Annotated in this window: 23 protein-coding genes and 1 pseudogene; 7 read left to right on the forward strand and 17 right to left on the reverse strand. The window is 65.1% G+C overall.

Going from position 1 to position 21,704, the window contains the following annotated elements; all coding sequences use genetic code 11:
• Positions 1-258 precede the first annotated feature (258 nt).
• The 4 genes from ABZX86_RS21395 to ABZX86_RS21410 are packed head-to-tail and all read right to left on the reverse strand — an operon-like array spanning position 259 to position 3,983.
• The gene (locus ABZX86_RS21395; protein ID WP_355125948.1) at positions 259-675 is read right to left on the reverse strand and encodes a hypothetical protein; all 417 of its coding nucleotides are present in this window, start codon (positions 673-675) and stop codon (positions 259-261) included.
• Positions 672-3,083 carry a hypothetical protein gene (locus ABZX86_RS21400; RefSeq protein WP_355125950.1) on the reverse strand — a complete coding sequence of 804 codons (2,412 nt, stop codon included), beginning with the start codon at positions 3,081-3,083 and terminating at the stop codon, positions 672-674. The genes ABZX86_RS21395 and ABZX86_RS21400 overlap by 4 nt, the downstream gene beginning before the upstream one ends.
• Positions 3,084-3,111: 28 nt before the next feature.
• A complete protein-coding gene (locus ABZX86_RS21405) occupies positions 3,112-3,333 on the reverse strand; it encodes a hypothetical protein (protein WP_355125952.1) in 222 nt (73 codons plus the stop codon).
• Positions 3,321-3,983 (reverse strand): hypothetical protein, encoded by a 663-nt coding sequence (locus ABZX86_RS21410; RefSeq protein WP_355125954.1) that lies wholly within the window; start codon positions 3,981-3,983, stop codon positions 3,321-3,323. The genes ABZX86_RS21405 and ABZX86_RS21410 overlap by 13 nt, the downstream gene beginning before the upstream one ends.
• Before the next feature lie 126 nt (positions 3,984-4,109).
• Between ABZX86_RS21410 and ABZX86_RS21415 the strand changes: the two genes are divergently transcribed.
• On the forward strand, positions 4,110-4,586 hold the full coding sequence (locus ABZX86_RS21415) for a hypothetical protein (RefSeq protein ID WP_355125956.1): 477 nt from the start codon (positions 4,110-4,112) through the stop codon (positions 4,584-4,586).
• Positions 4,587-4,618: 32 nt separating this feature from the next.
• Here ABZX86_RS21415 and ABZX86_RS21420 read toward each other — a convergent pair whose 3' ends face one another.
• From ABZX86_RS21420 to ABZX86_RS21435, 4 genes and pseudogenes are all read right to left on the reverse strand, one after another.
• Positions 4,619-5,446, reverse strand: a complete 828-nt coding sequence (locus ABZX86_RS21420) for an NADPH-dependent oxidoreductase (protein ID WP_355125957.1) — start codon at positions 5,444-5,446, stop codon at positions 4,619-4,621.
• 466 nt (positions 5,447-5,912) lie between these two features.
• Complete coding sequence (locus ABZX86_RS21425) at positions 5,913-6,257, reverse strand: hypothetical protein (protein ID WP_355125959.1); 345 nt, start codon at positions 6,255-6,257, stop codon at positions 5,913-5,915.
• 293 nt (positions 6,258-6,550) lie between these two features.
• Positions 6,551-7,480, reverse strand: coding sequence for a hypothetical protein (locus tag ABZX86_RS21430; protein WP_355126867.1), 930 nt, complete (start codon positions 7,478-7,480; stop codon positions 6,551-6,553).
• Between the two features lie 72 nt (positions 7,481-7,552).
• Positions 7,553-7,825: pseudogene (locus ABZX86_RS21435) on the reverse strand (helix-turn-helix transcriptional regulator); the annotation flags it as partial.
• On the opposite strand from ABZX86_RS21435, the gene ABZX86_RS21440 reads away from it, so the two are divergent.
• The 3 genes from ABZX86_RS21440 to ABZX86_RS21450 all read left to right on the forward strand — a co-directional run bounded on the left by ABZX86_RS21440 (position 7,782) and on the right by ABZX86_RS21450 (position 10,228).
• Positions 7,782-8,492, forward strand: a complete 711-nt coding sequence (locus ABZX86_RS21440; protein WP_355125961.1) for a haloacid dehalogenase-like hydrolase — start codon at positions 7,782-7,784, stop codon at positions 8,490-8,492. The pseudogene ABZX86_RS21435 and the gene ABZX86_RS21440 sit on opposite strands and share 44 nt — an antisense overlap.
• Before the next feature lie 20 nt (positions 8,493-8,512).
• Complete coding sequence (locus ABZX86_RS21445; RefSeq protein ID WP_355125963.1) at positions 8,513-8,638, forward strand: hypothetical protein; 126 nt, start codon at positions 8,513-8,515, stop codon at positions 8,636-8,638.
• A gap of 267 nt (positions 8,639-8,905) precedes the next feature.
• Positions 8,906-10,228: a deoxyribodipyrimidine photo-lyase gene (locus ABZX86_RS21450; RefSeq protein ID WP_355125965.1), complete on the forward strand. Its 1,323-nt coding sequence runs from the start codon at positions 8,906-8,908 to the stop codon at positions 10,226-10,228.
• Positions 10,229-10,243: 15 nt separating this feature from the next.
• On the opposite strand, the gene ABZX86_RS21455 is transcribed toward ABZX86_RS21450, so the two are convergent.
• From ABZX86_RS21455 to ABZX86_RS21465, 3 genes are read right to left on the reverse strand one after another with little or no spacing between them, the layout of a single operon-like run.
• The gene (locus ABZX86_RS21455; RefSeq protein WP_355125967.1) at positions 10,244-10,762 is read right to left on the reverse strand and encodes a nucleoside deaminase; all 519 of its coding nucleotides are present in this window, start codon (positions 10,760-10,762) and stop codon (positions 10,244-10,246) included.
• A gap of 12 nt (positions 10,763-10,774) precedes the next feature.
• Complete coding sequence (locus tag ABZX86_RS21460; RefSeq protein ID WP_355125969.1) at positions 10,775-12,121, reverse strand: amidohydrolase; 1,347 nt, start codon at positions 12,119-12,121, stop codon at positions 10,775-10,777.
• Positions 12,118-13,482 carry a cytosine permease gene (locus ABZX86_RS21465; RefSeq protein WP_355125971.1) on the reverse strand — a complete coding sequence of 455 codons (1,365 nt, stop codon included), beginning with the start codon at positions 13,480-13,482 and terminating at the stop codon, positions 12,118-12,120. The genes ABZX86_RS21460 and ABZX86_RS21465 overlap by 4 nt, the downstream gene beginning before the upstream one ends.
• Before the next feature lie 242 nt (positions 13,483-13,724).
• Between ABZX86_RS21465 and ABZX86_RS21470 the strand changes: the two genes are divergently transcribed.
• Positions 13,725-15,260, forward strand: a complete 1,536-nt coding sequence (locus tag ABZX86_RS21470; protein WP_355125973.1) for a helix-turn-helix domain-containing protein — start codon at positions 13,725-13,727, stop codon at positions 15,258-15,260.
• Positions 15,261-15,293: 33 nt separating this feature from the next.
• Here ABZX86_RS21470 and ABZX86_RS21475 read toward each other — a convergent pair whose 3' ends face one another.
• From ABZX86_RS21475 to ABZX86_RS21485, 3 genes are read right to left on the reverse strand one after another with little or no spacing between them, the layout of a single operon-like run.
• Positions 15,294-15,656: a DUF1304 domain-containing protein gene (locus tag ABZX86_RS21475; RefSeq protein WP_355125975.1), complete on the reverse strand. Its 363-nt coding sequence runs from the start codon at positions 15,654-15,656 to the stop codon at positions 15,294-15,296.
• A gap of 48 nt (positions 15,657-15,704) precedes the next feature.
• The gene (locus tag ABZX86_RS21480) at positions 15,705-16,574 is read right to left on the reverse strand and encodes an SDR family oxidoreductase (RefSeq protein ID WP_355125977.1); all 870 of its coding nucleotides are present in this window, start codon (positions 16,572-16,574) and stop codon (positions 15,705-15,707) included.
• Positions 16,571-17,845: an amidohydrolase gene (locus ABZX86_RS21485; protein ID WP_355125979.1), complete on the reverse strand. Its 1,275-nt coding sequence runs from the start codon at positions 17,843-17,845 to the stop codon at positions 16,571-16,573. Before ABZX86_RS21485 ends, ABZX86_RS21480 begins: the two co-directional genes overlap by 4 nt.
• A gap of 180 nt (positions 17,846-18,025) precedes the next feature.
• Here ABZX86_RS21485 and ABZX86_RS21490 point away from each other — a divergent pair, with 180 nt between their 5' ends.
• Complete coding sequence (locus ABZX86_RS21490; RefSeq protein WP_355125981.1) at positions 18,026-18,667, forward strand: pentapeptide repeat-containing protein; 642 nt, start codon at positions 18,026-18,028, stop codon at positions 18,665-18,667.
• A gap of 96 nt (positions 18,668-18,763) precedes the next feature.
• Complete coding sequence (locus ABZX86_RS21495) at positions 18,764-19,102, forward strand: hypothetical protein (protein WP_355125983.1); 339 nt, start codon at positions 18,764-18,766, stop codon at positions 19,100-19,102.
• A 3-nt stretch (positions 19,103-19,105) separates the two neighbouring features.
• Here the strand turns inward: ABZX86_RS21495 and ABZX86_RS21500 are convergent, their stop codons facing one another.
• The 3 genes from ABZX86_RS21500 to ABZX86_RS21510 form a co-directional block, all read right to left on the reverse strand.
• Positions 19,106-20,083, reverse strand: a complete 978-nt coding sequence (locus tag ABZX86_RS21500) for a hypothetical protein (RefSeq protein WP_355125984.1) — start codon at positions 20,081-20,083, stop codon at positions 19,106-19,108.
• A 98-nt stretch (positions 20,084-20,181) separates the two neighbouring features.
• A complete protein-coding gene (locus tag ABZX86_RS21505; protein ID WP_355125986.1) occupies positions 20,182-20,952 on the reverse strand; it encodes an SDR family oxidoreductase in 771 nt (256 codons plus the stop codon).
• A gap of 111 nt (positions 20,953-21,063) precedes the next feature.
• The gene (locus tag ABZX86_RS21510; RefSeq protein ID WP_355125988.1) at positions 21,064-21,651 is read right to left on the reverse strand and encodes an XRE family transcriptional regulator; all 588 of its coding nucleotides are present in this window, start codon (positions 21,649-21,651) and stop codon (positions 21,064-21,066) included.
• Positions 21,652-21,704: the final 53 nt, after the last annotated feature.

The following is a 21,704-nucleotide window of genomic DNA, read 5'->3' on the forward strand; positions in this document are numbered from 1 at the left end:
TTCGGTCGAGTTCGCCATCTGGACTCTTTTTGGAGGGCAAGCCCGGTCATGCGTCTTCGGCGTTGGCGAATTCTGCCGTTGGCCGCCTGGATAGCGAGCGTGGCGCTGCGGGGGCAATCAGGCTGGGTGTAATTGGAAGTGGTGTCGTTGGACGCCGCTGCGGACGTGATGTAGTCGGGACCGAGTTATCAGGGAAGACGTTGAGAGTTCAGATCATCAGCGCATTGCTTCTGTGCGTCCCTATCGGTATGCGCACCTTCACGCTGTCGGCTTCACCGCGACGGACGACTCGTGAACATCGTAAAAGTGTCGCGATTCTTGCATATAAAAATCATGCGGAAGGAGGGCAAATTTTGCTTCGTCGAACGTTTCCATATTATGATCGATGACATACATATCGGGTTGTCCGTTCGAATCGAAAAATTTTCGTGGCTCCCCGGTGGTCTTGTTGGGGTACGTGTTGAACTTCTCGAAGATTCCCGGATCGGTTTTAGCATAGTCGGCTACTATATGCGCGTCGTCCACGTACGAATCGTACGGGGGCGTAACGGGAGGTCCTGCCGTCGTACTGTTCACCTGGTCCGGCGATGCCCCGGTCGAGCAGGCGGCTGCCGAGAACACCGCAGCAAGCGCCACCGCGAGTATCGATACCGCCTTGACGGAAATCCGTATCATTTCGGTCCATCCTCCTGGGGAATAATGCCCAGGTTGGTCAGTCCAGCGCGTTGTTGAGTGTAATATTCGTCAAAAAGTTCCCAGCCGATTATATTCTTCTTTGCGTCATTGAAAGCACTCTGATTCTTCTCGATGACGTCCATATTAGGTTGGCCTTTGGAGTCAAAGAATTGGTGGGTGCGCCCGTCGTATTCGTGGTTGTTGAATTGTTCGAAGGTGCCGGCGTGGAACGAGTTGAAGCCGTTGATGATGTTGGCGTCTTGCCGGAAGGTGTTGTTCGCGTCGACATGTGTGGCCGATGCGAGGTCACTGTTCCAGTGTGTTGCGGTCTGGTCAATGCCGTATATGTCAGGTTGGGGAATATCAGCTTTGATGATGGGGTCGAGGATCCAGGCCGCGGTGGACACGACACCACCTTCCGTTCCCGCAAGACCGGCACCGTTCAAGATTCCGGTGGCAATGTCAGCGATTTCCGCCTTCCGGTTATACGCCGAGGTGGCGGCATCGCCGGTGTTCTCGTGATCATCCTTGATCAGGGTCGATAGTTCGTCGGTGAGGCCGTTCTTCATGGCCCCGGTGAGCTGTCCCTGCTCGTAGTCCGCGTGGTCGTGGTGCCCCGTGCCGTAGGCAGAGTCGAGTTGTCCGGCCAGATGGGCGGCGGCGGAATTGAATTCAGTGGCGGCTTTCGGATCGGAGTCGATCACCTTGAACAGATTCGACAGGTCACCGGGGGTGTGGGGGATTTGCTCGCCATTGGCAGCGGGGCTGGGGTCGCTGCTGCTGGCGGTGTCGAGGTGACCGCAGTAATGGTTGACGAGCAGGTCGGTGTCACTGACTCCGGAGAGGTTGGGGAGGTAAGGCTCCAACGATTTGGCCACGACCTGGCTGAGGCCCGGGTTGAGTTCGCCGAAGGACACGTGGCCGGGGTAGCCGGGCACATTGTGGGACAGGGTGGCCTGGTTGTGAGCGATGACGGTCGCCAACGATTGGGCTGACTCGCCAGCGCGTTGCTGCAAGAACTGGTTCGACGATCCGGCGTCGTCGCCGATCCAGGAGACCAGTTTCTGGGCACCGGTCTGGTCCGTATTCCACTGGTGGTCAAGGATATCGAGCACATGACTGTTGGCGTCGTAATGCCCGCCGGGAGTGCAGGTGACGTCCATGACCCCGTTGGGGTTGGTAAGGGCGTCACGGACGGCGGTGTGGTCGCCCGCGGCGTCGCCCAGGAACCTGTCGGCGAGCTTGCTGGTATCGGAGTTCTTGTCGGTGTCCAGGGCAGCGAGTTCGGCCCCCTGCTTGATCAGCGCGCGGTTGATGTCGCTGCCCTGAATGGTGTTGTCGCCCTTGCTCATCAGATCGGCGAGCGCGCCGAACTGCTTATTCCCCTTGCTCAAAGTGGAGACCACGGCAGGATTCGTGTCTCCTCCGTTTGCCAGTGCTTCCGGGCTCATCAGCCCGCTCGGATTGCTCTGCAACCAAAGTTGAACGTTGTCGGGCAGACGCTTCATACCGCCGGTATCGGTGCCCATGGGTTGGCCGTCGAGCCCGGCGGCGTGGACCTGAGGGTTGGAGATGATGCGGAAATCGTTCGCGATCCCCGCTTGCACCACCGACGGCTCGTTGCCGGGCAACCCACTGCCGAGCTTGTCGATGTCGTCGGGAGACATGCCGTTCATGCCCTGGGTGAACGCATCCAGATACGCGAACTGGGGCAGGTTGACAGTTTTATCGGTGTCCGGGGACTTGGTGCCCTCGGGCGTGTCACCGTCGAGTGTCTTGTGGGCGTCCTGCGACAACGTAGTGGCCATGCGTAGTCGCTCGACGGTGGCCGGGTCGGCGGTGCCGTTCTTCAACGCTTGCAGGTCCTTGCGGGCCTGATCGGCGGTAAGCGCGTCGAGCGGATTGGTCGCTACCAGTTGGGCTTTGGTCGGAGCCATGCCCGAGATCGAGTTGATCGCGTCCAGAATCTTCGGGGCCCAGGTGTCCATCGCCTCGCCGATCGAACGAGCCAGGCCCTGCAGGCTGGCGGTGTCGTTGTCGGCATCGTTCTTGTCGTTGTCGCTCGGCTTGCTGGATTTAGCGTTGTTCGGGGCGGTGACGGTGAAGTCCTCGGCCACCGACCAACCCGCGCCCATACGGTTGATCCTGGACTGAATCTCGCCGATCGGATAGTCGATCGCGCCCTCGGCACCTTGTAACGCAGTGGCGAAGTCGTCGTAGGCGGTCGCCACCGCACGCTGCTGTGACTTCTCCCGATCCGCCCGTCCAAGTGCACCGTCGTGGGCCGCGCCCGACCAGTCCAGGCCGTCGATGGTCCGGTTCAGGGTGTCAGCCTGGGTGTCGATAGCGTCGCGGATCTTGCCCGCATCGCCCGCGATCTGCCCGAGTGACCCGGTCTTCCAGCTCATCACCTGCGACTTGGTCGGAGTACCCACCTCAGCTGCCACTCGCGTTCAGATCGGTTAGCGCGGCGAACTGCCCAGCCAGTTCCTGATCGGTGTCGTGGAAGGTGGCCGCGGCATTCTCAAGCAGGCTCGCAAAACCCGCATACCGAGAACCGAGCACCGTCATGGCCTGCTTGCTCGCGTCGTCGGCATCCATCGCCAGTAGGGACCCGCCGAGCGCAGCAGCAATCTTCGACCCCTTCAGTGCATCCACCCCGCGCTGCGCATTGAGAGGCGGAACACCGCGGCGTCTTTCACCGCCTCACCGAGCTCGCCGATGGCCACGGCCGCGTTCGTCAGCGAATCCGGATCGATCTTCATTCCCCACCCCGAAATTCCCCGGATGCCCCACGCACCACGTGTAATACGCAAGTTAATCATTCGGTGAACGCTGTGCAACTCCGGAAATGCCTGACTCTGGTTTGCACTGCCACTCAGCCAGCGCCAGCCGCCCGGCGCACCTCGCACCGAATCCTGTTCGGCACGAAGAGTTTTCAAAGCAATTTTCAGTCCCGCTATCGTGCGGTCGATCACCCGCAAGTCATCGGCGTCACCCACACCGGTCAACACCTCCGTGCGCCGATCGGTTTCGGCGTCGAGATTCCCCGCCGTCGTCTCGATGCGGTGCTGCAACCCCGCGATGCGCTCGGCATTGTCGTTCCCGCGGTCGAGCTGGGCCAGGATCTCCGGGTTCTCGTACTCGGCGATCACCTGCTGCGCGACGAACATCTCCGGCACGCCCGCGTCCCGGAACACCCGCCCGCACCCACACGCCACCTTCGCCGCATCCTTGGCCACGCACCCATAACGGCGCTGGGAGATCGTGCCTGCTTTGCGCTGGCGTTGCAGCAGCGACCCGACCATCCAACTGGCGCAGTACTGACCCGCTGCCTCGGTGCCCTCACCCCAGGTGCCGCCGCATTAGGCCAACCCAGTCAGCCAGTACTCGCCGTTGCGCTGGCGGGGACGCTCCGGGTCCTTCAAACGACGGTGCGCGGTCAACGCCGCCCGCACCGGCTGGCCGGTCTGCTCTACTGCGATCTGGACCAGATGCCGGTAGCCGAACGCAATCTGGCCAGGATGATCTTTCTCGACGCCGACCGCTTCGAGCTGTATGCCGATCGATCCTCGCGCACCGCCGACAGCGTGGCCCACCTGCGCCATGCCGCGGGGGAGTTCCCCGATGACCCGGAGCTGGCCGCGCTCATCGGTGAACTGTCCATCGGCAGCCGCCGGTTCAGCGAACTGTGGGCCGCCGCCGAGGTCAGCGTGCGCGGCCATGGGGCGCAACGCTTTCGGCATCCGATGGTCGGCGTGATCACCCTGCATCAGGAGCGGTTCATGCTGCCGGACGGCTCCGGCCACGAGCTGATCAGCTTGGCTCCGGAACCGGGCAGCATCGATGAGGACAATCTCCGGTTGCTCGCCAACCTGGGTGCGGACGACCCGGGCGCCTCGCGGAGGTAATTCACGGGTGCAGCGCCTCTGCGGCGGGCGCATCAGTGCAGCGGAAAACCTTGGGCCGTAAGCTGATCGCGCAGCCGGTCGCGTCCCTTGAGGGCGGCGGCCGAGCCGAGCCGGGACAGCACCCGGTCGGTCCAGGAGTGGTCGAGCTGCTGTTCGGCGTAGAACTCCGCGATGCGCGTTTCGTACTCCGCCACGTGCGCGCTCTGCCCGCTCGCATCGTAGGTTTCCTCGTGCAGCACCGCGGCCTGCGGGAGGCGCGGCTTGACGCGGGCGTCCTCGGTCGGATCCGGAATGCCGACCACCAGGCCGAACACCGCGAAAACCCCCGGCGGCAAGGCCAATTCGGCTGCTACCTGATCGGGATTGTTGCGGATCGCGCCGATGTATACGGTGCCCAGTCCCAGCGATTCCGCCGCCACGACCGCATTCTGTGCCGCCAGCGCCGCATCGATGAACGCGACATAGCTCGACTCGAGATAATCGGCCCCGTCCAGCGGAACCGCACGCTCGGCCGCCAGCCCGCGCAATCGCGCCAGATCGGCCGTCCACACCAGCAGGACCGGAGCCTGCCGAATGTGTTCCTGATCGCCCGCGAGTTCCGCGAGCCGCGCCTTCCGGTCCGGATCGCGGACCGCGATCACGCTCCACACCTGAAGATTCGAGGAGGTCGGTGCGGACTGCGCCGACGAAACAAGCAGTCGGAGTACATCATCCGGCACCGGATCACTCAGATACCGGCGCACCGACCGATGCTCGTGCAGCACCTGCAGCACCGGATTCCACAGCGCGGGCGCAGTCGGCGCCGGGTCGCGGTAGCGCTGAGCCACCACCTGATCAGGGGAGGACGCGATCTGGGTCATACCCCCATCGTCGCCGCCCCGCCCCGCCCAGTCAGGTATTGCCCGCACCTCGAGCCGAACCCCCAGACACCGAATACCCTCAGGCCGGCCACCCGCCTCCCACCCCGTGCGGCACAAACTGCTCTCCCTCGAGCCGGAAATGCAACTGCGGACCACGCTCCTGCGGCGTCCACCCCGCCCGCAGCGCCTCCGCCACAGCCCTGGCCACCAGCCCGGGCGTAATCACCGACCCATCATCCACCCCAACCACCACCCGCTGCCCATTCACATCCTCGGCCTCGATCACAAACCGCAAATTGGGCAGATCACTAGACGAAACAACCCATCGATACCGCTCCCCATCCAAGGCAAGCACCCGAGTTCCCTTACGTGGCAATGTCACCCACCCATACAACACGGTCCCACCCCCGCCCTGCACCCGTTTTTTGTAAGGTCCCCTGCCACAAATGACGGCCGATACGACGTGTCATCGAGCACTCATACCGGCAGGTGCATCGGGTGGGATGACCCACCGCGAGAAGGTCTGCTCGGGCGAGACGGTAATGACATCAGCGACCGCAAGTAGCGCAGAGGGCGGATACCCGTCGAAATGCTCGAGCCCCGGGATGACCACCGCTTCGGCATCGATGGTGCGGACAACATCGATCACCCGCTGCATCGGATCATCGGTGCGTTCACTGAATACGATGGTCTTCGCCAGCACATACCCGAGTCGCCTTGCGAGGCTACGGATTTGAATCTCATCCCAGGGCTGGCGCGAGCGGGAGATGTCCGAGCGCAGATAGCCGATGGCAGTGGGTATTTCGAGCACGATCACCACCCCCTGGCAACAGGCAGGAACGTGCGATCGGCCGCTAGCCGTGCCTGAAGGTCAGCGACGGAGGTTCCGGCGTAGTGGCGTGGCTGGTATAGGTTGTGGCGCAAGGCTAGCCCGGTCGTGAGCATGATCGTAATGAGTGTCAGAGCGACGACATATTCCATTTCCCGATTCCTCCCGGCCTCGACGGTCATCGTCCGCACCAGGCGAGTGGTGCTGTCGATGACGCTAGAGCCGTGGTCGGGAGGTAACCCGGTCTCAGAGACCGGGTTGCCGTGCGGACCGGGTCAGGTATCCATGTTCAGGCGGTCGGCCAGGGCAGCAGCTTGAGTTCGATTCGTCGAGCGTGCGCTGTGCAGCAGGCGCCTCACCATTTCCTGCGCTGCGGGGCAGTGATCGAGGTCCTCGGGTGCTACTCGCTCGGCATCGAGCAGGTGCAGGAGCGTTCCGGTTTCCTCGCGGCGGAGCTCGTAGGCCCGGGCCAGGTCGAGGGCAAAGGTGAAACGCCTTTCTACCGAAGGGCATTCGGTGACATCGAGCTGATCCGCGATGCGTAGCGCTTCGATCGCGTCGCCTGCCTGAAGTTCGATCGCCATCGCGTGCAGCTCGACATTGAGCGGGCTGAACATGGTGTGCCCAACGTTGCCCGCCTGTTGTGAGCGCACCGCGATCGGATGCACGGTGCTCAGGCGGTCTCGCGCTTCCCACAGCCGACCCGCCCGTGCTTCGGCAACTGCCGCAACAAGTTGCAGGGCACCGGTCATTGCGATCGCGGCGGGGGTTGGGCCGCCTTCGGCGATCACACTGTCAGCCGCGAGCGTCGTGAGTTCGATCGCCGCCTCGTGCTCACCTGCCATTAATAGCGTGTGCCCGAGATTCCACCGCGCAACCGCAAGGCGAATGGGGTCGTCAGCGTCCTCGGCTGAGCGTAAACCGCGGTCTGCCACCAAGAACGACAGATCGGTGCGGTCCACTCGTCGTGTGACGGTGCGTAGCAAGCCGTAGAGGTCGCTCGCGACAGTAGCTATCTGCCTGCGTTGGTGACCTCGTCGGAGGCTACGGAGTGTCGCTTCGGTGTCACGGATCAATATGGGCAGCGTCGGCAACAGACCGCTGTAGCGGTGACGGCTGGCCTGCCAAGTCTTCCAGGCATGATCGATACGGTCGGCCAACTCGTCGATAGCGACGGGATCACCGCCGCCGGACATCAGCGCCAATGCGAGACGGTCGCCACTTCCGGATACCAGCCTCGTTGTGTCCGAGGGTGTGTCGCCGAGTAGCGCACCCGGTCCTACGCGTAGAGCCGCTGCCAGAGCTTGAATCACAGTCGCGCTCGGCATCTTTCGGCCGCGCTCGACCTGTCCGAGGTAATCGGTACTGATGCCCGCCAATCCGGCGACTACTGATTGCGTACGGCCGCTCCGCTCACGATGCAGCCGAATCCGCGCGCCGATATCGTCATTGGGCCGTGACGCCATGACCATGTGAGCCAGAGTAGAACCGGAGGTGCGAATTCGGATGGTATCGGCACAGAACAACGGGGTACTGGTGCTCTGGGACATAGACCATACGTTGATCGAGACGCGCGGTGTCGGCCGTGCGGCCTTCGCGGATGCGTTCGAGCAGGTCACCGGGTGCGTTCTCCGGCAGATGCCGCACATCACCGGTCGCACCGAGCCCGATATCTACGTGGCGACGGCCGCGCTTCACGAAATATCGGAACCGCCGCCCTTCCCGGTCTTCGCCGATGCTCTCGTAGCTGCCTATTCCGTGCGGCGAGACCAATTGCGCCAGCAGGGCCGTACCTTGCCGGGTGCAGAGAACGTGCTGACGTATCTGGCTGCTCTCCCCGATATACGGCAGTCCGTACTGACGGGCAATACCCGGGCGGTCGCACGGTTGAAACTCGAAATCTTCGGCCTCCAAAGCTATCTCGACCTCGAGAACGGCGCTTACGGTGACGACGACGCACACCGACCGGCACTCGTCGCCATCGCACAGTCCCGCGCATCGGCGCAGAACCCCAACGGCTATGGCCACTGGAACACCATTCTCATCGGCGACAGCCCCGGCGATATCGAAACCGCACGGCAGGGCGGAGCCCGCGTCATCGCCGTCGCTGCGGGCGGAACGCCGGCACCGAGCCTGGACGATGCCGATATCGTTCTCGACGACCTAACCGATGCGCCCGCACTCGCGGAAGCGATTCGCGCCCTGGCGAAGCCTTAGACGCCGTGGACCATCGAGGTATGAGTACCAACCTCATCCCTGGGCTGCGATTCGAGCGCTACAGCTCCGCGCAGGCGCGCGGGATCCGCGACACTGTCGAAAGTGTCTACCGCCGCGCGTATGTCGACCAGATTGCCATGACCTGATCGCAGCGCCCGTGCTCGCGGAAGCGATTCGCGCCCTGGCGAAGCGATAGCTACCCGCAGGCGATCGGGCTGGCAAACGGCGCGTCCCTGCGCGTCACGCGACGAGGCTGATGGTTCTTCGGGGTGGGGGAGGCCGGCTGTTCTTCGGGTAGGGGAGAGTGGCCGGGCGTGGGGTGATCGGTCCATTCATTGCCGTTCAGTGTCGAACGTGGCTCATTGTTCGCTGGGTCGAAGCTACGATGGCCGGATGCCTAGGGTGGATCTTCGATGAGCGTCGCAGTTGCCCTGTTCACGAGGGATTTGCGGGTCCGGGACAATCCGGTGTTGGCGGCGGCCTGTCGCGCCGATGCGGTGGTGCCGCTGTTTGTTTTCGACGACCGGATTCTCGAGCGGGCGTCGCTGTCGGCGAATCGAATTCGGTTCCTGTTGGCGGCGCTCGGTGAGCTCGATGCTGAGTTGCGGGCCGTCGGGGGGCGGCTTGTGGTGCGGCGGGGCGATATCGCGGAGCAGGTAGCGGAGGTGGTTGCCGAGACCGGCGCGACGGAGGTGCATATCGCCTCGGATGTGAGCGGATACAGCACCGAGCGCGCCGTGCGGCTTCGGGAGCGATTGGGGCACAATGAGTGTCGGCTGACGGTGCATTCCGGATCGGTCAGCGTCGTCGACCCTCCGGATCTGCGCCCGGCGACCGGGCGGGATCACTTCGCGGTTTTCACGCCGTACTTCCGTCGCTGGCTGGAGACCCCGCTGCGCAGTGCGGTGGCACGGCCCGCCGGGCTGACGGTGCCGGATATCGCCGGTGCGGAGCTGCCCGATCTCACCGCTCTGACTTCGGCGGAGAGCTCACCGAACCTGGCCGTGGGAGGCGAGACCACCGGACGAAAGCTGCTGCGCGACTGGCTTTCCGGACCCATCGGGGAATACGCCTCCGCCAGTGACGATCTGGCTGCCGACGCCACCTCCCGGCTGGCGTCCTACCTGCACTTCGGCTGCCTGTCACCCACCGAAATGGTCCGGCGCACCGACCTGTCCACCCCCGGCGGCTACGCGTTCGCCCGCCAATTGGCCTGGCGCGACTTCAACAATCAGATCCTGGCCGCCCGGCCCGAGGTCGCCACCCAGGACTATCGCCCCCGCCCCACACCCTGGCGCAATGATCCGCAAGCCGCCGCGGCCTGGTGCGCCGGCCGCACCGGATATCCGGTCATCGACGCGGGTATGCGCCAACTCCTGGCCGAAGGCTGGATGCCGGGCCGCGCCCGCCTGATCGCGGCGAGCTTCCTGAGTAAATCCCTCGGCATCGACTGGCGTATCGGCGCAGCCCATTTCCAGCGCTGGCTCGTCGACGGTGATGTCGCCAACAACCAGCTCAACTGGCAGTGGGCCGCGGGCACCGGCACCGACTCCCGCCCCAACCGAGTCCTGAACCCCATCCGCCAGGCCGACCGCTTCGACCCCGACGGCGCCTACGCCCGCCGCTGGCTCCCCGAACTCGCCCACCTCCCCGGCGCCGACATCCACAAACCCTGGCGAGCCCCGCTCCTCGCCCCGGACTACCCGCCCCCGCTCATCGAATGCAACGGCATGTGACGAACTGCGTTGCGGCTATTGCCAGAACCCCTCGTGCGCGCCCGCCGCCTCGTCCTCCAGCATCGGCCCGTGCACCTCGATGCGGCGCTGGCCGCGCGCGAAAACCTCACGGCAGGGGAGCGCGAACGTGGGGTTTTCCGGATTGTCCCCGGTGAGTCCGAGCAGCTTCTCCTCGGACAGGGCGTACACAACCCGTCCGATACCGGTCCAGTAAATGGCCCCCGCGCACATGACGCAGGGTTCGGCGCTCGTGTACAAGGTGGCGCGCGCGAGTTCGGCTGCCGTGAGGTGCTTTACCGCCTCCGCAGCTGCGGAGAGCTCGGCATGCTGGGTCGGATCCCCCTCCGGCGGCGCGGAATTATTACCCCGCCGCGCGACGATCACCCCGTTCTCGTCGGCCACGAGCGCACCGAACGGATGGCGCCCCCGCTCGCGAGAGGCGAACGATTCTGCGATCGCCGTGCGCAGCAGCGCGAGATCACCGTCCGGCAATTCGCCGGTGGAGCCCGGACCGGGCTGAGTACTTGCCGTCATGGCAGTCATCTTTCAGGACCTCTCTCTGGTCAGGTCGGCGCGCCGCGCGAAGAGTTCTTCGGCGGCATTCTGGGCTCGTGTCCGAATAGCCTGGGTGTCGACGGTCAGCACTTTCCCGTCATCGACGACCAGGCGACCGTCGACATACACCTGCGACACATCAGCGGCGGATGCCGAGAACACCAGGTGCGCCACCGCATTGAAGTCGTCACCGTGCAGCAGCGGCGTCGTGTGCAGGGCGCGCAGATCCACCAGCACAATGTCGGCCTTCTTGCCGGGCTCGAGTGATCCGGTCTCGCGGTCGAGCCCCAGGGCGCGTGCGCCGTCGATGGTCGCCATGGTCAACATGTCCCACGGGTCGCCGGTCGTCGGATCGAGGGTGGTGACCTTCTGCAGCAGCGACGCGAATTTCATCTCCTCGAGCAGATCCAGATTATTGTTCTCCTTCTCACCGTCACTGCCCAGCCCGACGGTGATTCCCTTGTCGCGCATGGCGATTACCGGCGCTGGCCCGGAGGACAGCTTCATATTCGAGCACGGGCAGTGCGCCACACTGGTCCCGGTCTGCGCGAGGATTTCCATCTCCCGCTCATCCACCCAGACGCAGTGCGCCACCACGGTGCGCGGGCCGAGAATGCCACGGTGCAGAAACTCTTCGATCGGCCGCCGCCCGAATCTGCGCACCGATTCCTCGACTTCGGACGCGGTCTCCGAGGAGTGCGTGTGCAGTCCGGTGTCGAACTCCTCGGCGAGTGCGGCCGCAGCGGTGAAAGCCTCAGGGCTGCAATAGAACAGGTGCTCGAGCCCGACCCAGGAGCGAACCCGGTCATCGGCGTAGGTGCGATAGTTCTCGAGCAGTGCGCGATTGCTGGCGAGGGTTTCGAAGTAGTCGTACCCCGGCAGATCGGCGACGTACGGGACGAGCGTGGCACGCAGTCCCACCGCCTCAGCGGCGTGCGCGGAACCCTCCATATAACGCCACATATCCATCACCGAGGTGGTGCCGCCGCGCAGCGCTTCGGTGTAGCACAGCAGCGACGCCGCCTCGGCGATATCAGGCGTCAGCGCGCGATGCGCGGGATCGACGTAGTCGCGCAGCCAATCCCACAGCGACTTGGATTCGGCGGTCCCACGCAGCAGGCCGGAGTGCAGGTGGCAGTTGTGCAGACCGGGAATGACCGCGTGATCGGTGGCATCGACGACAATCGCGTCGGCGGCCGCGGCGTCGAGTTGCGCCACGGTTCCGACAGCGATGACGCGGCCGTTCTCGATCAGCACCGAGCCGGGATCGAAGACCGTTCTGTCTCCGGCACAGGGGATGACGATGCCATTGCGAATCAGGGTGCGAGGCGAAATCATGCGGTGACCCTTTCCTGGTCGAGCGCGGTGACCGCGATATAGGCGAGAACGGCGACAGTGCAGCCGATGACATGTCCGAGCCCGGCGATATCCGGATGCGCTGCCGCGATCGGCCCGGTGTACACGCTCTGGCTCATGAACGGGATCGACGCCACGACGCCGAGCACGGTGGCCGGCAGCCCCCAGCCGAAACGCCGCCGCCGATCGGACAATTCGGCAGCCGTGGCGACCGTCCCGCCGCGCCGGAAGAATGCGGTGACGGTCACCGCCGCCCACGGCGCGAGCCAGTAGCTGGTGATCAGCAGGAAGTTCTGGAACGTCGTGACGAAGTCGTGCTGCCCCGCCCACCAGGCCAGCACCGATCCGATCAGGCACACCAGCACCACCGACACCCAGCGCGGTATGCGCACCCCGGCGGCGAGGGCGGCCATCGATCCGGAATACAGGTCCAGCACTGTGGAAGCGAGGGTCGACAGCAGCAGCGATACCAGGACGACGGTGCCGAGGACCGAGGGCAGGAATTGCCGGACCATGGAACTGGGATCGGCGACCTCGGCAACGGTGCCGAGCGCCGCCCCGAGTCCGCCGATCCATACCCCGGAGACAATGGAACCGCCTGCGGCAGCAGCGAATACGCGCCGGCCGCTGGTGCCTGCGGGGAGGTACCGGCTGTAGTCGGAGGCGTACGCCGACCAGCCCAGTCCCCGCGCACCGGTGACGGACACCGTCAACAGGAATGCTCCGACGACGCTCCCCGCAGGATGGGCGGCAGTGGTCAGACTGACCTGCCCGACCGCATACGCGGTGACCACGGCGAAGACACAGACCAATCCGGAGGCGAGCCACTTCTCCATGGCGTGGATCAGGCGGTAGCCGATGAGCGGCACGATCAACTGCGCGAGCACCATGATCAGCAGCGACGGCGTGAACCCGATATCGAACAGATCGCGCAGGATGAAGATCCCCAGCGTGGTGTCGACCACGTACCAGCCGATCCCGCCCACCGCGGTGGAGACGACCGCGGGCAGATTCCCGAACCAGCCGAACGGCCCCCGGGTCTGAATCAATTGCGGCAGACCGGTGGCCGGGCCCCGAGTGGACAGCACCCCGACCAGCACCGAGCTGATCAGCGTGCCCAGCACGATGGCCAGCAGGGCGGGCACCAGATCCAGCCCGAACACCGCGGTGGACAGCGCGCCCACCGACAGCGTCGCGAACTGGGTGTTCGCGCCGAACCACAGCGTGAACAACGACCTCGGCCCGCCGTGCCGGAGCTCCGGCGGAATGGGTTCGACCCCGAGAACTTCTATGCCGTAGGGATTTTCCCGTGCGGTCGTGACGACCTCATCGGCAGCGGACATTGGTGACTCCTACGAGCGACAAGCAGGCGGATTCCGGCGTGAGCGGCGTTTCCGGGGGACTGGCGAGATCTGCGTTGATCGGGCGACTGCTTCAGTCAAGCCGTCTGCCAGGCGGTTTCATCAGCACGCCGCTGTACGAACTCGCGCTGCCGCAGCGGTGCGGAGTTTGTAGAATCCTCCGAACATCGAGTCATCGGTGTGCACATCGCTGTAACACTCGATCCCACTCGGAGGTGAGGACGATGCCGCCGCTGCTGGTATCGGAGCTGCTCGACCGTCCCGACCTCGGTCTGGAACTGCTGAGCCACAGTCCGCCCGATCGCATCGTCCGCGGCGTCTACACCACCGATCTGCCCGATCCGGTCGGCTACCTCGCAGGCGGAGAACTGGTGCTCACCAGTGCCGGCTGGTATCGGACCGAATCCGATGCGGAGGTCTTCTGCGCCGCGCTCGCCGGGGCGGGATCAGCGGCGCTGGTGGTCGGCACCGCGATCGTCGGCCGCGTCCCGCAGGCGATTCGCGATGCGGCCCAACGACATCGACTCACCCTGTGCACCGTGCGCGATGACGTCTCGTACGCCACCATCACCGCCGCCGTCCATTCCGCGATCACCGGTACCCCCGGCAGTGGGCTGCACCGGGAGCTGCTCGCGAGCCTGGCGGCAGGAGAGGGACCCGAGGGTCTGGTCTCGGCCCTGCGGCGCGCGACGCGGCTCGACTGCGCCCTGCTCTCGGCGACCGGGTTGATCATGGGTGGCCCGCTGCCGGAGCCCGAGGCCGGCCGACTCGACCGCGCCTTCCGGAATGCCTTGGCGGAGGCCGTATTTCCGAGCGTTCAGGTGGTGGGCCAGAGCACCGCATCGCTACATCCCGTGCAGTCGCCGATCGCACGGCGTCCGCCGGTCGGGTATCTGGTGACCACGGGTGACTACCGCGACCGGGAACCGTGGATCGTCGACGCCATCACCCAGGTGTGCGCACTCTGGGCGATGAGCGAAGCCGCACGACAGGAACGCAGACTCATCGAGGAGCGGTTCCTGCGTGAATCGCTGACCTTTCTCGGCACCGGCGACGACGGCGCCGCCGAAGCGCGGCTGCGCAGTCTGGGGCTCGATCCGGACCGCCCGATCGCCGCTGTCGTGGCCAGCGCCGCCGATACCCGCTACGGTGCCGAACTCGCCGCGGTCGTCCTCGGCGATATCGTGCGCACCCGGCCGGGATCGACGGAGCCGATCGGCACCGAGTCCGGGTACCTCGTCCTGACCCCGGTCGAATCCGACACGGCGGGAAAGGAATTGATCGATGTGGTGCGCCAGGCCGCCGAACGGCTGCGACCACTCGTCGGCCGCGGCCGAGTGGTTACGGGCATCGGCCACGGTGCGACCGGCATAACGGCCCTGCGCCGTTCGCTGCACGAAGCCCGCCACGCACACCGCACCGCCATGCTGTCCAAGGACTGGTTCTCCGCCGCGACCAGCGCCGAACTGTCCTCACACCTGCTCCTGCTGGCCTCGGTTCCCGACGATGTGCGAATCCTGTTCCGGCAGCGCCTGATCGGACCACTCGAGGAATACGACCGCGAGCGCGGCGCCGACCTGGTGGCCACCCTCACCGCATTCCTGGACGCCTCCGGATCCTGGAGCCGCTGCGCCGCCCAACTGCACGTCCACGTCAACACCCTGCGCTACCGCATCGGCCGCATAGAACAATTGACCGGCCACAGCCTGGCCGGCCTCAACGACCGCGTCGACTTCCACCTCGCCCTGTCGATCGGCTGAGGGCGTGAGCCGGGGCGGGCACCGCACACAGTGCTATCCGCTGAACAGCACCGCGGCAAGCGCGATCGCGCCGGGCAGCGCCTGAACGAGCAGGATGCGGCGGCTGGCTGTGGCGCCGCCGTACAGGCCCGCCACCACAACGCAGGCGGTGAAGAAGATCTGGGCATCGTGGCCCACCGGATCCGAGGCGATCAGGCCCCAGATCAGACCGGCGGCGAGGAAGCCGTTGTATAGGCCCTGGTTGGCCGCGAGAACCTTTGTCTGCTCGGCGAATTCGGCCGTGCTGCCGAAGGAGGCGCGGACGCGGGGTGTGGTCCAGAGGAACATTTCCATGACCATGATGTAGACGTGCAGTGCGGCCAGCAGGCCGACGAGAATTTCAGCGACGACCCGCATGATCACCCTTTCGCCTGTGCCCCGAACAACTCGGCGCCTGCCCGGAAGTCATGACGTGGACAGCTTGCTGAGGATATCGGGATGGTCGGTGAGATATCGATCGAATGTGGTCGGCAGGTGCCCGGTGATCGCCTGCACTGTGTCCGATACGGCAGCCAATTCGCCGGTGGCGATGGCCTCGTAGGAGGTGACCCAGCCCGCGACCATCCACTCGGGTGCGCCGTATCCGGCCCGGCTCGCATACGCCTCGGGAATCGATTCCGGCTCATAGGTGATGGTCCGGCCGGTGTGCCTGCTGAGAATGCCGGCGACCTCGGCGAGCGTCAGGGCCTGCGGTCCGGTGACATCGCGGACTTCACCGGGCAGCAGCGTGCCGTCGAGCAGTACGGCGGTCGCGACCTCCGCGATGTCCTCGTGCGCGACGGCGGCGACCCGCCCGGTACCGGCCGGTCCGCGAATCACCCCGGTCTCCGGATCGGCCAGCCCGGGCAGATGCAGCTGATAGTTGTTGTCCCGCAAGACCGTGAACTCCACACCCGTCTGCCGGATGTGCTGCTCGGTGTACCAGTGATCGCGCGCGAACGTGAAGGTCGCCTCCGGCGCCGCACCCTGGAACGAGATGTAGACGATGCGCCGCACCCCCGCCGTGACTGCGGCATCGATGGCGGTGGTGTGCTCGGCCACCCGCAGCTCACTCTCCATGGCCGACACCAGCAGCAGCGTGTCCACCCCGGCGGTCGCCGCCTCGAACAGCTGCCCGTCGCCGTATTCCGCATACCGCACGTCGGCATCGGGAACCGGCAACTCCTTGCGCGGACTGCGCGCGATCAAGCGCAGATCCGCGCCCGCCTCGGAGAGCCGCTGCGCCACCATCGATCCCAGCTTGCCGGTGCACCCGGTAACCCCGATGGTCGTCACGATCGAGCCTCTCCGAGCCAGGTGAGGGCGGCGGTGGTCATGGCCGTGACCCCGACCTTGATCGCCGGATCCACGACGGGAGCGTAACCCGCCGTATGCGGCCCCGGAACAGTCTTCAGATCGAGCTTCCCGCCGATGAGGTCATGCAGGATCTGCACCGGATCGGAACCGCCGAACACCGCCGGATCGAGAACGCCGAACATCCAGTAGCACAGCGGAACTCCGGCCGCGGTCGCGAAATTTCCGGCATCCTCGCTGCCGGTGATCCGGCCGGGATCGAACACCTTGTCATTGCCGAACACCGCACCGAACGCGCCGAGCGTGCGCTGCATCGCATCGGCGTCATTGACCATGACCGGGAAGGCATCGATGACCGAGGTGTCCGGCGCCCACTGCGCACCGGCCGCCGCCGCCTCGGCCCGCACGATCCGGTCCACGGCCGCGAGCACCCGCATGCGCACCTCCGGCGTGAACGTGCGGATATTGAGTTGCAGCTCAGCGTCGTCGGGAATGATGTTGTCCTTGGTCCCGGCCCGCATCGCCCCGACCGTCACCACCGCGGCCTCATCGGCCGCGATCTCGCGGGAAACGATGGTCTGCAGGCGCATGACCGTGGCCGCCGCCATCACCACCGGATCGACCGTGGCCTCGGGGCGGGAACCGTGCCCGCCGTGCCCGTGCATCACGATGCGCAGCGCATCGGTGGCCGCCGCCGCGATACCGCTGTGCCCGCCGATCAGGCCCACCGGAACCGGGGCCGTGTGCTGTGCGAGCACGATATCGGGAGTACCGAAGCGGGCGAAGAGATCGTCGTCGATCATTCCCTGGGCGCCCCGGCCGGTCTCCTCGGCCGGCTGGAAAACCGCCAGCAGTGTTCCCGACCAGGACGCCCGGGCGTCGCCGAGCAGTTTCAGCGCGCCCAGCAGACAGGTGGCGTGCATATCGTGGCCGCAGGCGTGCATCACCCCGTCGATGCGCGACTGATACGGCAGTCCGGTCGCCTCCTGGATGGGCAGGGCGTCGAAGTCCGCCCGCACCAGCACCGTCGGCCCCGGGCCGTTCGCCAGCACCGCCACCACGCCGGTGCCGCCGATCTCGGTGGTCACCTGGTACCCGAGCGCCGTCGCCTGCCGCGCCACCTGATCGGCGGTGCGGAACTCGACTCCGGACAGTTCGGGATGCGCGTGCAGATCGCGATAGAAATCGGCCAACTCGCCGCGGATCGAATCCAGCCCCGCCAGTGCGGAGGTAATGGTCTGAATGGACGTCAAATTCGCTCCTAGCAGTCGTTTCCGTCAGTTTCGGTGCGAAGGTTCACGCCTGTATATCACCGCGCGCTGCGGACGTATGCAGGGCGCTCCGCCTCGCGATGATCCTGAAACCCTCGGCTACGGTCGAGGGGCCGCGACGTATGTCATCGGCTTCGATTACCGATCATGTGAGGACTTCTGATGCCGCGGGAGTTGGCCGACCTGTCGTTCGCACGCCACCTGGTGGAGCACGACGAGATCGGGATGGAGGGGGAGTACGACTGTGCGCTCTTCGACGGGCTGCAACTGGATGAGGTGCAGGCCCGGGGCGCGCAATTCACCGAATGCGCGATAACGGCCGGCACGGTGTCCGGGGGGACCATGCGGCACGCTCGCTTCAATGATGTGTGGATCCACGGCACCCAGTGGATCCGTACCGACCTGTCGGATAGTTCTTGGCTGGATACCGAATTGGTGATGAATGCCTTCTCGGGTGTCGAGGCATTCGGGGCACGGCTGCGCCGGGTCCGGTTCTACAACTGCAAATTCGATTCGGTGAACCTGCGCGGCGCCCATCTCAACGATGTGTCCTTCGTCGATTGTGTACTGCGGCATATCGATATCAGTGAGGCGAAACTGACCTCCGTCAGCTTCCCGGGTTCGGAGGTGCAGGCGCTGTCCATGCGTAAAGCCGAGCTGAAGAAGGTTGATCTGCGCAGCGCGCGCTACCTCAATGTCTCCGATGGCGTCGAAGCGCTCGCGGGCGCGACAATCACCTCGACGCAACTCCTCGATCTCGCCCCCACCTTCGCCGCCGCGATCGGCATCGTGGTCAAAGACTAGGCGGCCCGCCCGCGGCACGGCGAAGATAACGGCGGGGAAGCACAGTCGAAACATCTCCGAAATGAACTGTGCCAAGGGCGATCTCGTTGTCAGGGTATGAAGAAATACCCTCTGATGGCACACCGGTTGCGCAACGGTGCCCGCACCACCGCAGCCGTTTTCGCGCTCGTCGGCGCTTTTGTAATCGTTCCGGCTACGCTGGCGCCGGCCCTGGCGAACGCCTCGTCCAACACCGTGGGGAACGGCCCCCCGAGCAATGGCGCCACCTTCGGGAACGGCCCCGCGACCAATGGCACCACCTTCGGGAACGGCCCTGCGAGCAATGGCGCCACCTTCGGCAATGCGAATATTCAAGCGCCCGACAGTCAGCCGAACTACAGCAGCCACTGTGACCTGCACCCGGCGCCGCACACCGCCTACGCCGTTCGCTGCTGAGGCTCAGGCCTTTCCGCTGGTATCCCGGCCGGCATCCAATGAGGAGTTCAGCGCCATCAGGCGTTTGATGTCATCGCCGTGCTCGTGCAGAAACTCCTGCCGAGCCGGCCCGCGCCGGAACATGATGAACGCCCGCCCGGACTCCAATTGCCATGTGTACCAGAATAAATAGGGGATCGTGAGCACGAAGTTCACCACACCCCACACTCGCCACACATCATTGTTGAACCAGCCGTCGGACGGCATCACCTTCGGGAAGATGTTGTAGATGGCGATGGTCAGCATCAGCACCGGCAGCGTATAGATGCGGGCCATGATGTAGAGCTCCGGCCGCCCCTTGACCAGCGGATAGATCTCGGCGACAGCCAGAATGCAGATACTGGCGGCGAAATGCTCCTCCTGTGGCGGATAACCGCCGAAGGTGAAGCAGAGATTCCAGGTGGTGTACAGGAAGTTCCACGCCATCGTGGTGTAGGCGACCAGCTCCGCATTACGTCCGGGCAGCACCGCCCAGAAGCGCGGGCTGTAGGGAATGGTGAGGCACAGTCCCACGCCCACAGCCGCATTCCAGAGATTGTCGAGCTGAAAATCCCGGAGTGTGGCCTCGGCAATATTCAAGAACAGAATCGCGTACGGGAACCACAGAAAGCGCGGATTGCGCAGTAGTTCCCATACGCGCCCCTCCCGCTGCTCGGCCACCGCGATGCGCATGGCCCCGACCACGGTCAGCGGAATGAGCACAGAAAGGATCTTCGCCCACGAGAACCAGTTGATCAGCCCGATATCGCGGCCCGGGCCCCAGATCCACAGTGGAAAAGTCAGCAGCGACAGACCCCAGAGCCACATGGAGGCTCGGGTGTGTGTTCGCATGTATTCGACTATCAGCCACAGGATTCCGCAGAAGATGAGCATCGACAGTGCGGTAACCCAGGTGAAGGGCGCCGGATTTCCCGTCACCGCTTCCGACGCCGCACTGAACATGTCGAATACCGCCTTCCGACCTCGTCCGGACCGATCTGTGTGTCATCTTGAATGACTCGGACCCGGATCGGTCCAGGGCGCGCCGCCGCGGTGGGCTGCTACACGCCGTATCCGCCGTCGATATCCAATTTCTGGCCGCTGATGAAATCCGCGCGATCGGAGGCGAGGAAACATACCGCTTCGGCAATGTCCTCGGCATCGCCGAAGCGCCGGAGCGGAATATTGGCCCGGGTGATATCGAGCGCGTTCTGGTCGAGATCACCGGATTTGATGAGCCGATCGGCCATACCGTCGGTGGTCATGCCCGGGCCGACACAATTGGCGCGAATGCCGAAGCGGCCCTCCTCGGCCGCGATACCGCGGATCAGGGCCTCGACCGCCGCCTTGGGTGCACTCGAGAGCCCGTCCCGAATCGGGAAGCGGGTGGTGGCCGCGGTGGTGATCGCGACGATATTGCCCTCGCAGGCGCGCAGATGGGGGAGCGCGGCGTGGGCGGCATGGAAGAAGCCCACCGCATCGTCGATCATCTGAGACTTGAAGTCCTCCGGCGTGATTCGGCTCAGATGCCGCATCGGAATATGCGGTCCGGCGGCATAGACGAGCGTGTGGATGCCACCGGAATCGGCGGCCACCTGCGCGACCACCTCGGCGGTCTGCGCCGCATCGGTGAGGTCGAGTTGCCATGCTGCGGCCGTGCGGCCCGAGGCCTTGGCCTGCTCCAGCAGTGGATCGAGCTTGCCGGCCGATCGGAAGTAGGTCAGCGCGACATTGCTGCCGCGTTCGATGAGCATGCGCGCCGTGACCAGTCCCAGGCCGCCACTGGCGCCGAGCACCAGTGCGGCCCCGGTGCGATGACCGAAGTCGTCCATCTACTTCCTTCGGTGCGGGCCGCGCTCGGTGGCGCGGCGAGTATGTGGATCGAACCTCATTGGTAGTCCATTCCCTCGAAACAAGCAAGTGCTTGGTCGGTTAGCGGTCGCTCAGGAGCGATCCTTCGGGCGGGCCCGCAGGTGCGCGCGTTCCCCCTGTTTGCCGAACAGGCTGAGGAATTCGACCGATTCGCCCTCATCCGCCGGGCCGAACCAGTGTGGTTCCCGGGTATCGAATTCGGCCGCCTCGCCTGGATTCATCACAAAATCGTGCTCGCCCAGCACAACTCGCAGCCGGCCGTTGAGAACGTAGAGCCACTCGTAACCCTCATGGGTCCGCGGATCCGGTTCATTGCGGCTGTTCGCCGGAATCACCAGCTTGAAGGCCTGGATGCCCCCGGCCCGGCGGGTGAGCGGAACCATGGTCATGCCGCCGCGGCTGACCGGGCGCAGATGAATCCGCGGATCGCCGGTGGGCGGCGCGCCGACGAGCTCATCGAGGGTGACGCCGTGCGCCTTGGCGAGCGGCAGCAGCAATTCCAGTGTCGGCCGCCGCACCCCCGATTCCAGCCGTGACAGCGTGCTGACCGAGATACCGGTCGTCTTCGACAGCTCGGCGAGCGTCGTCTCGCGTTGTCGTCGCAGGTCACGCAGCCGTGGTCCCACTGCGTCGAGCGCTTGGTCGAGTTCTTCGTCCATCCTCCGAGTTTGCCGTATCAGCAACTTTTCTTGCCGAAATTGTGGGTGTTCTC

The sequence above is a fragment of the Nocardia sp. NPDC006630 genome (assembly GCF_040611495.1).
In the GTDB taxonomy this organism is placed as follows: domain Bacteria; phylum Actinomycetota; class Actinomycetes; order Mycobacteriales; family Mycobacteriaceae; genus Nocardia.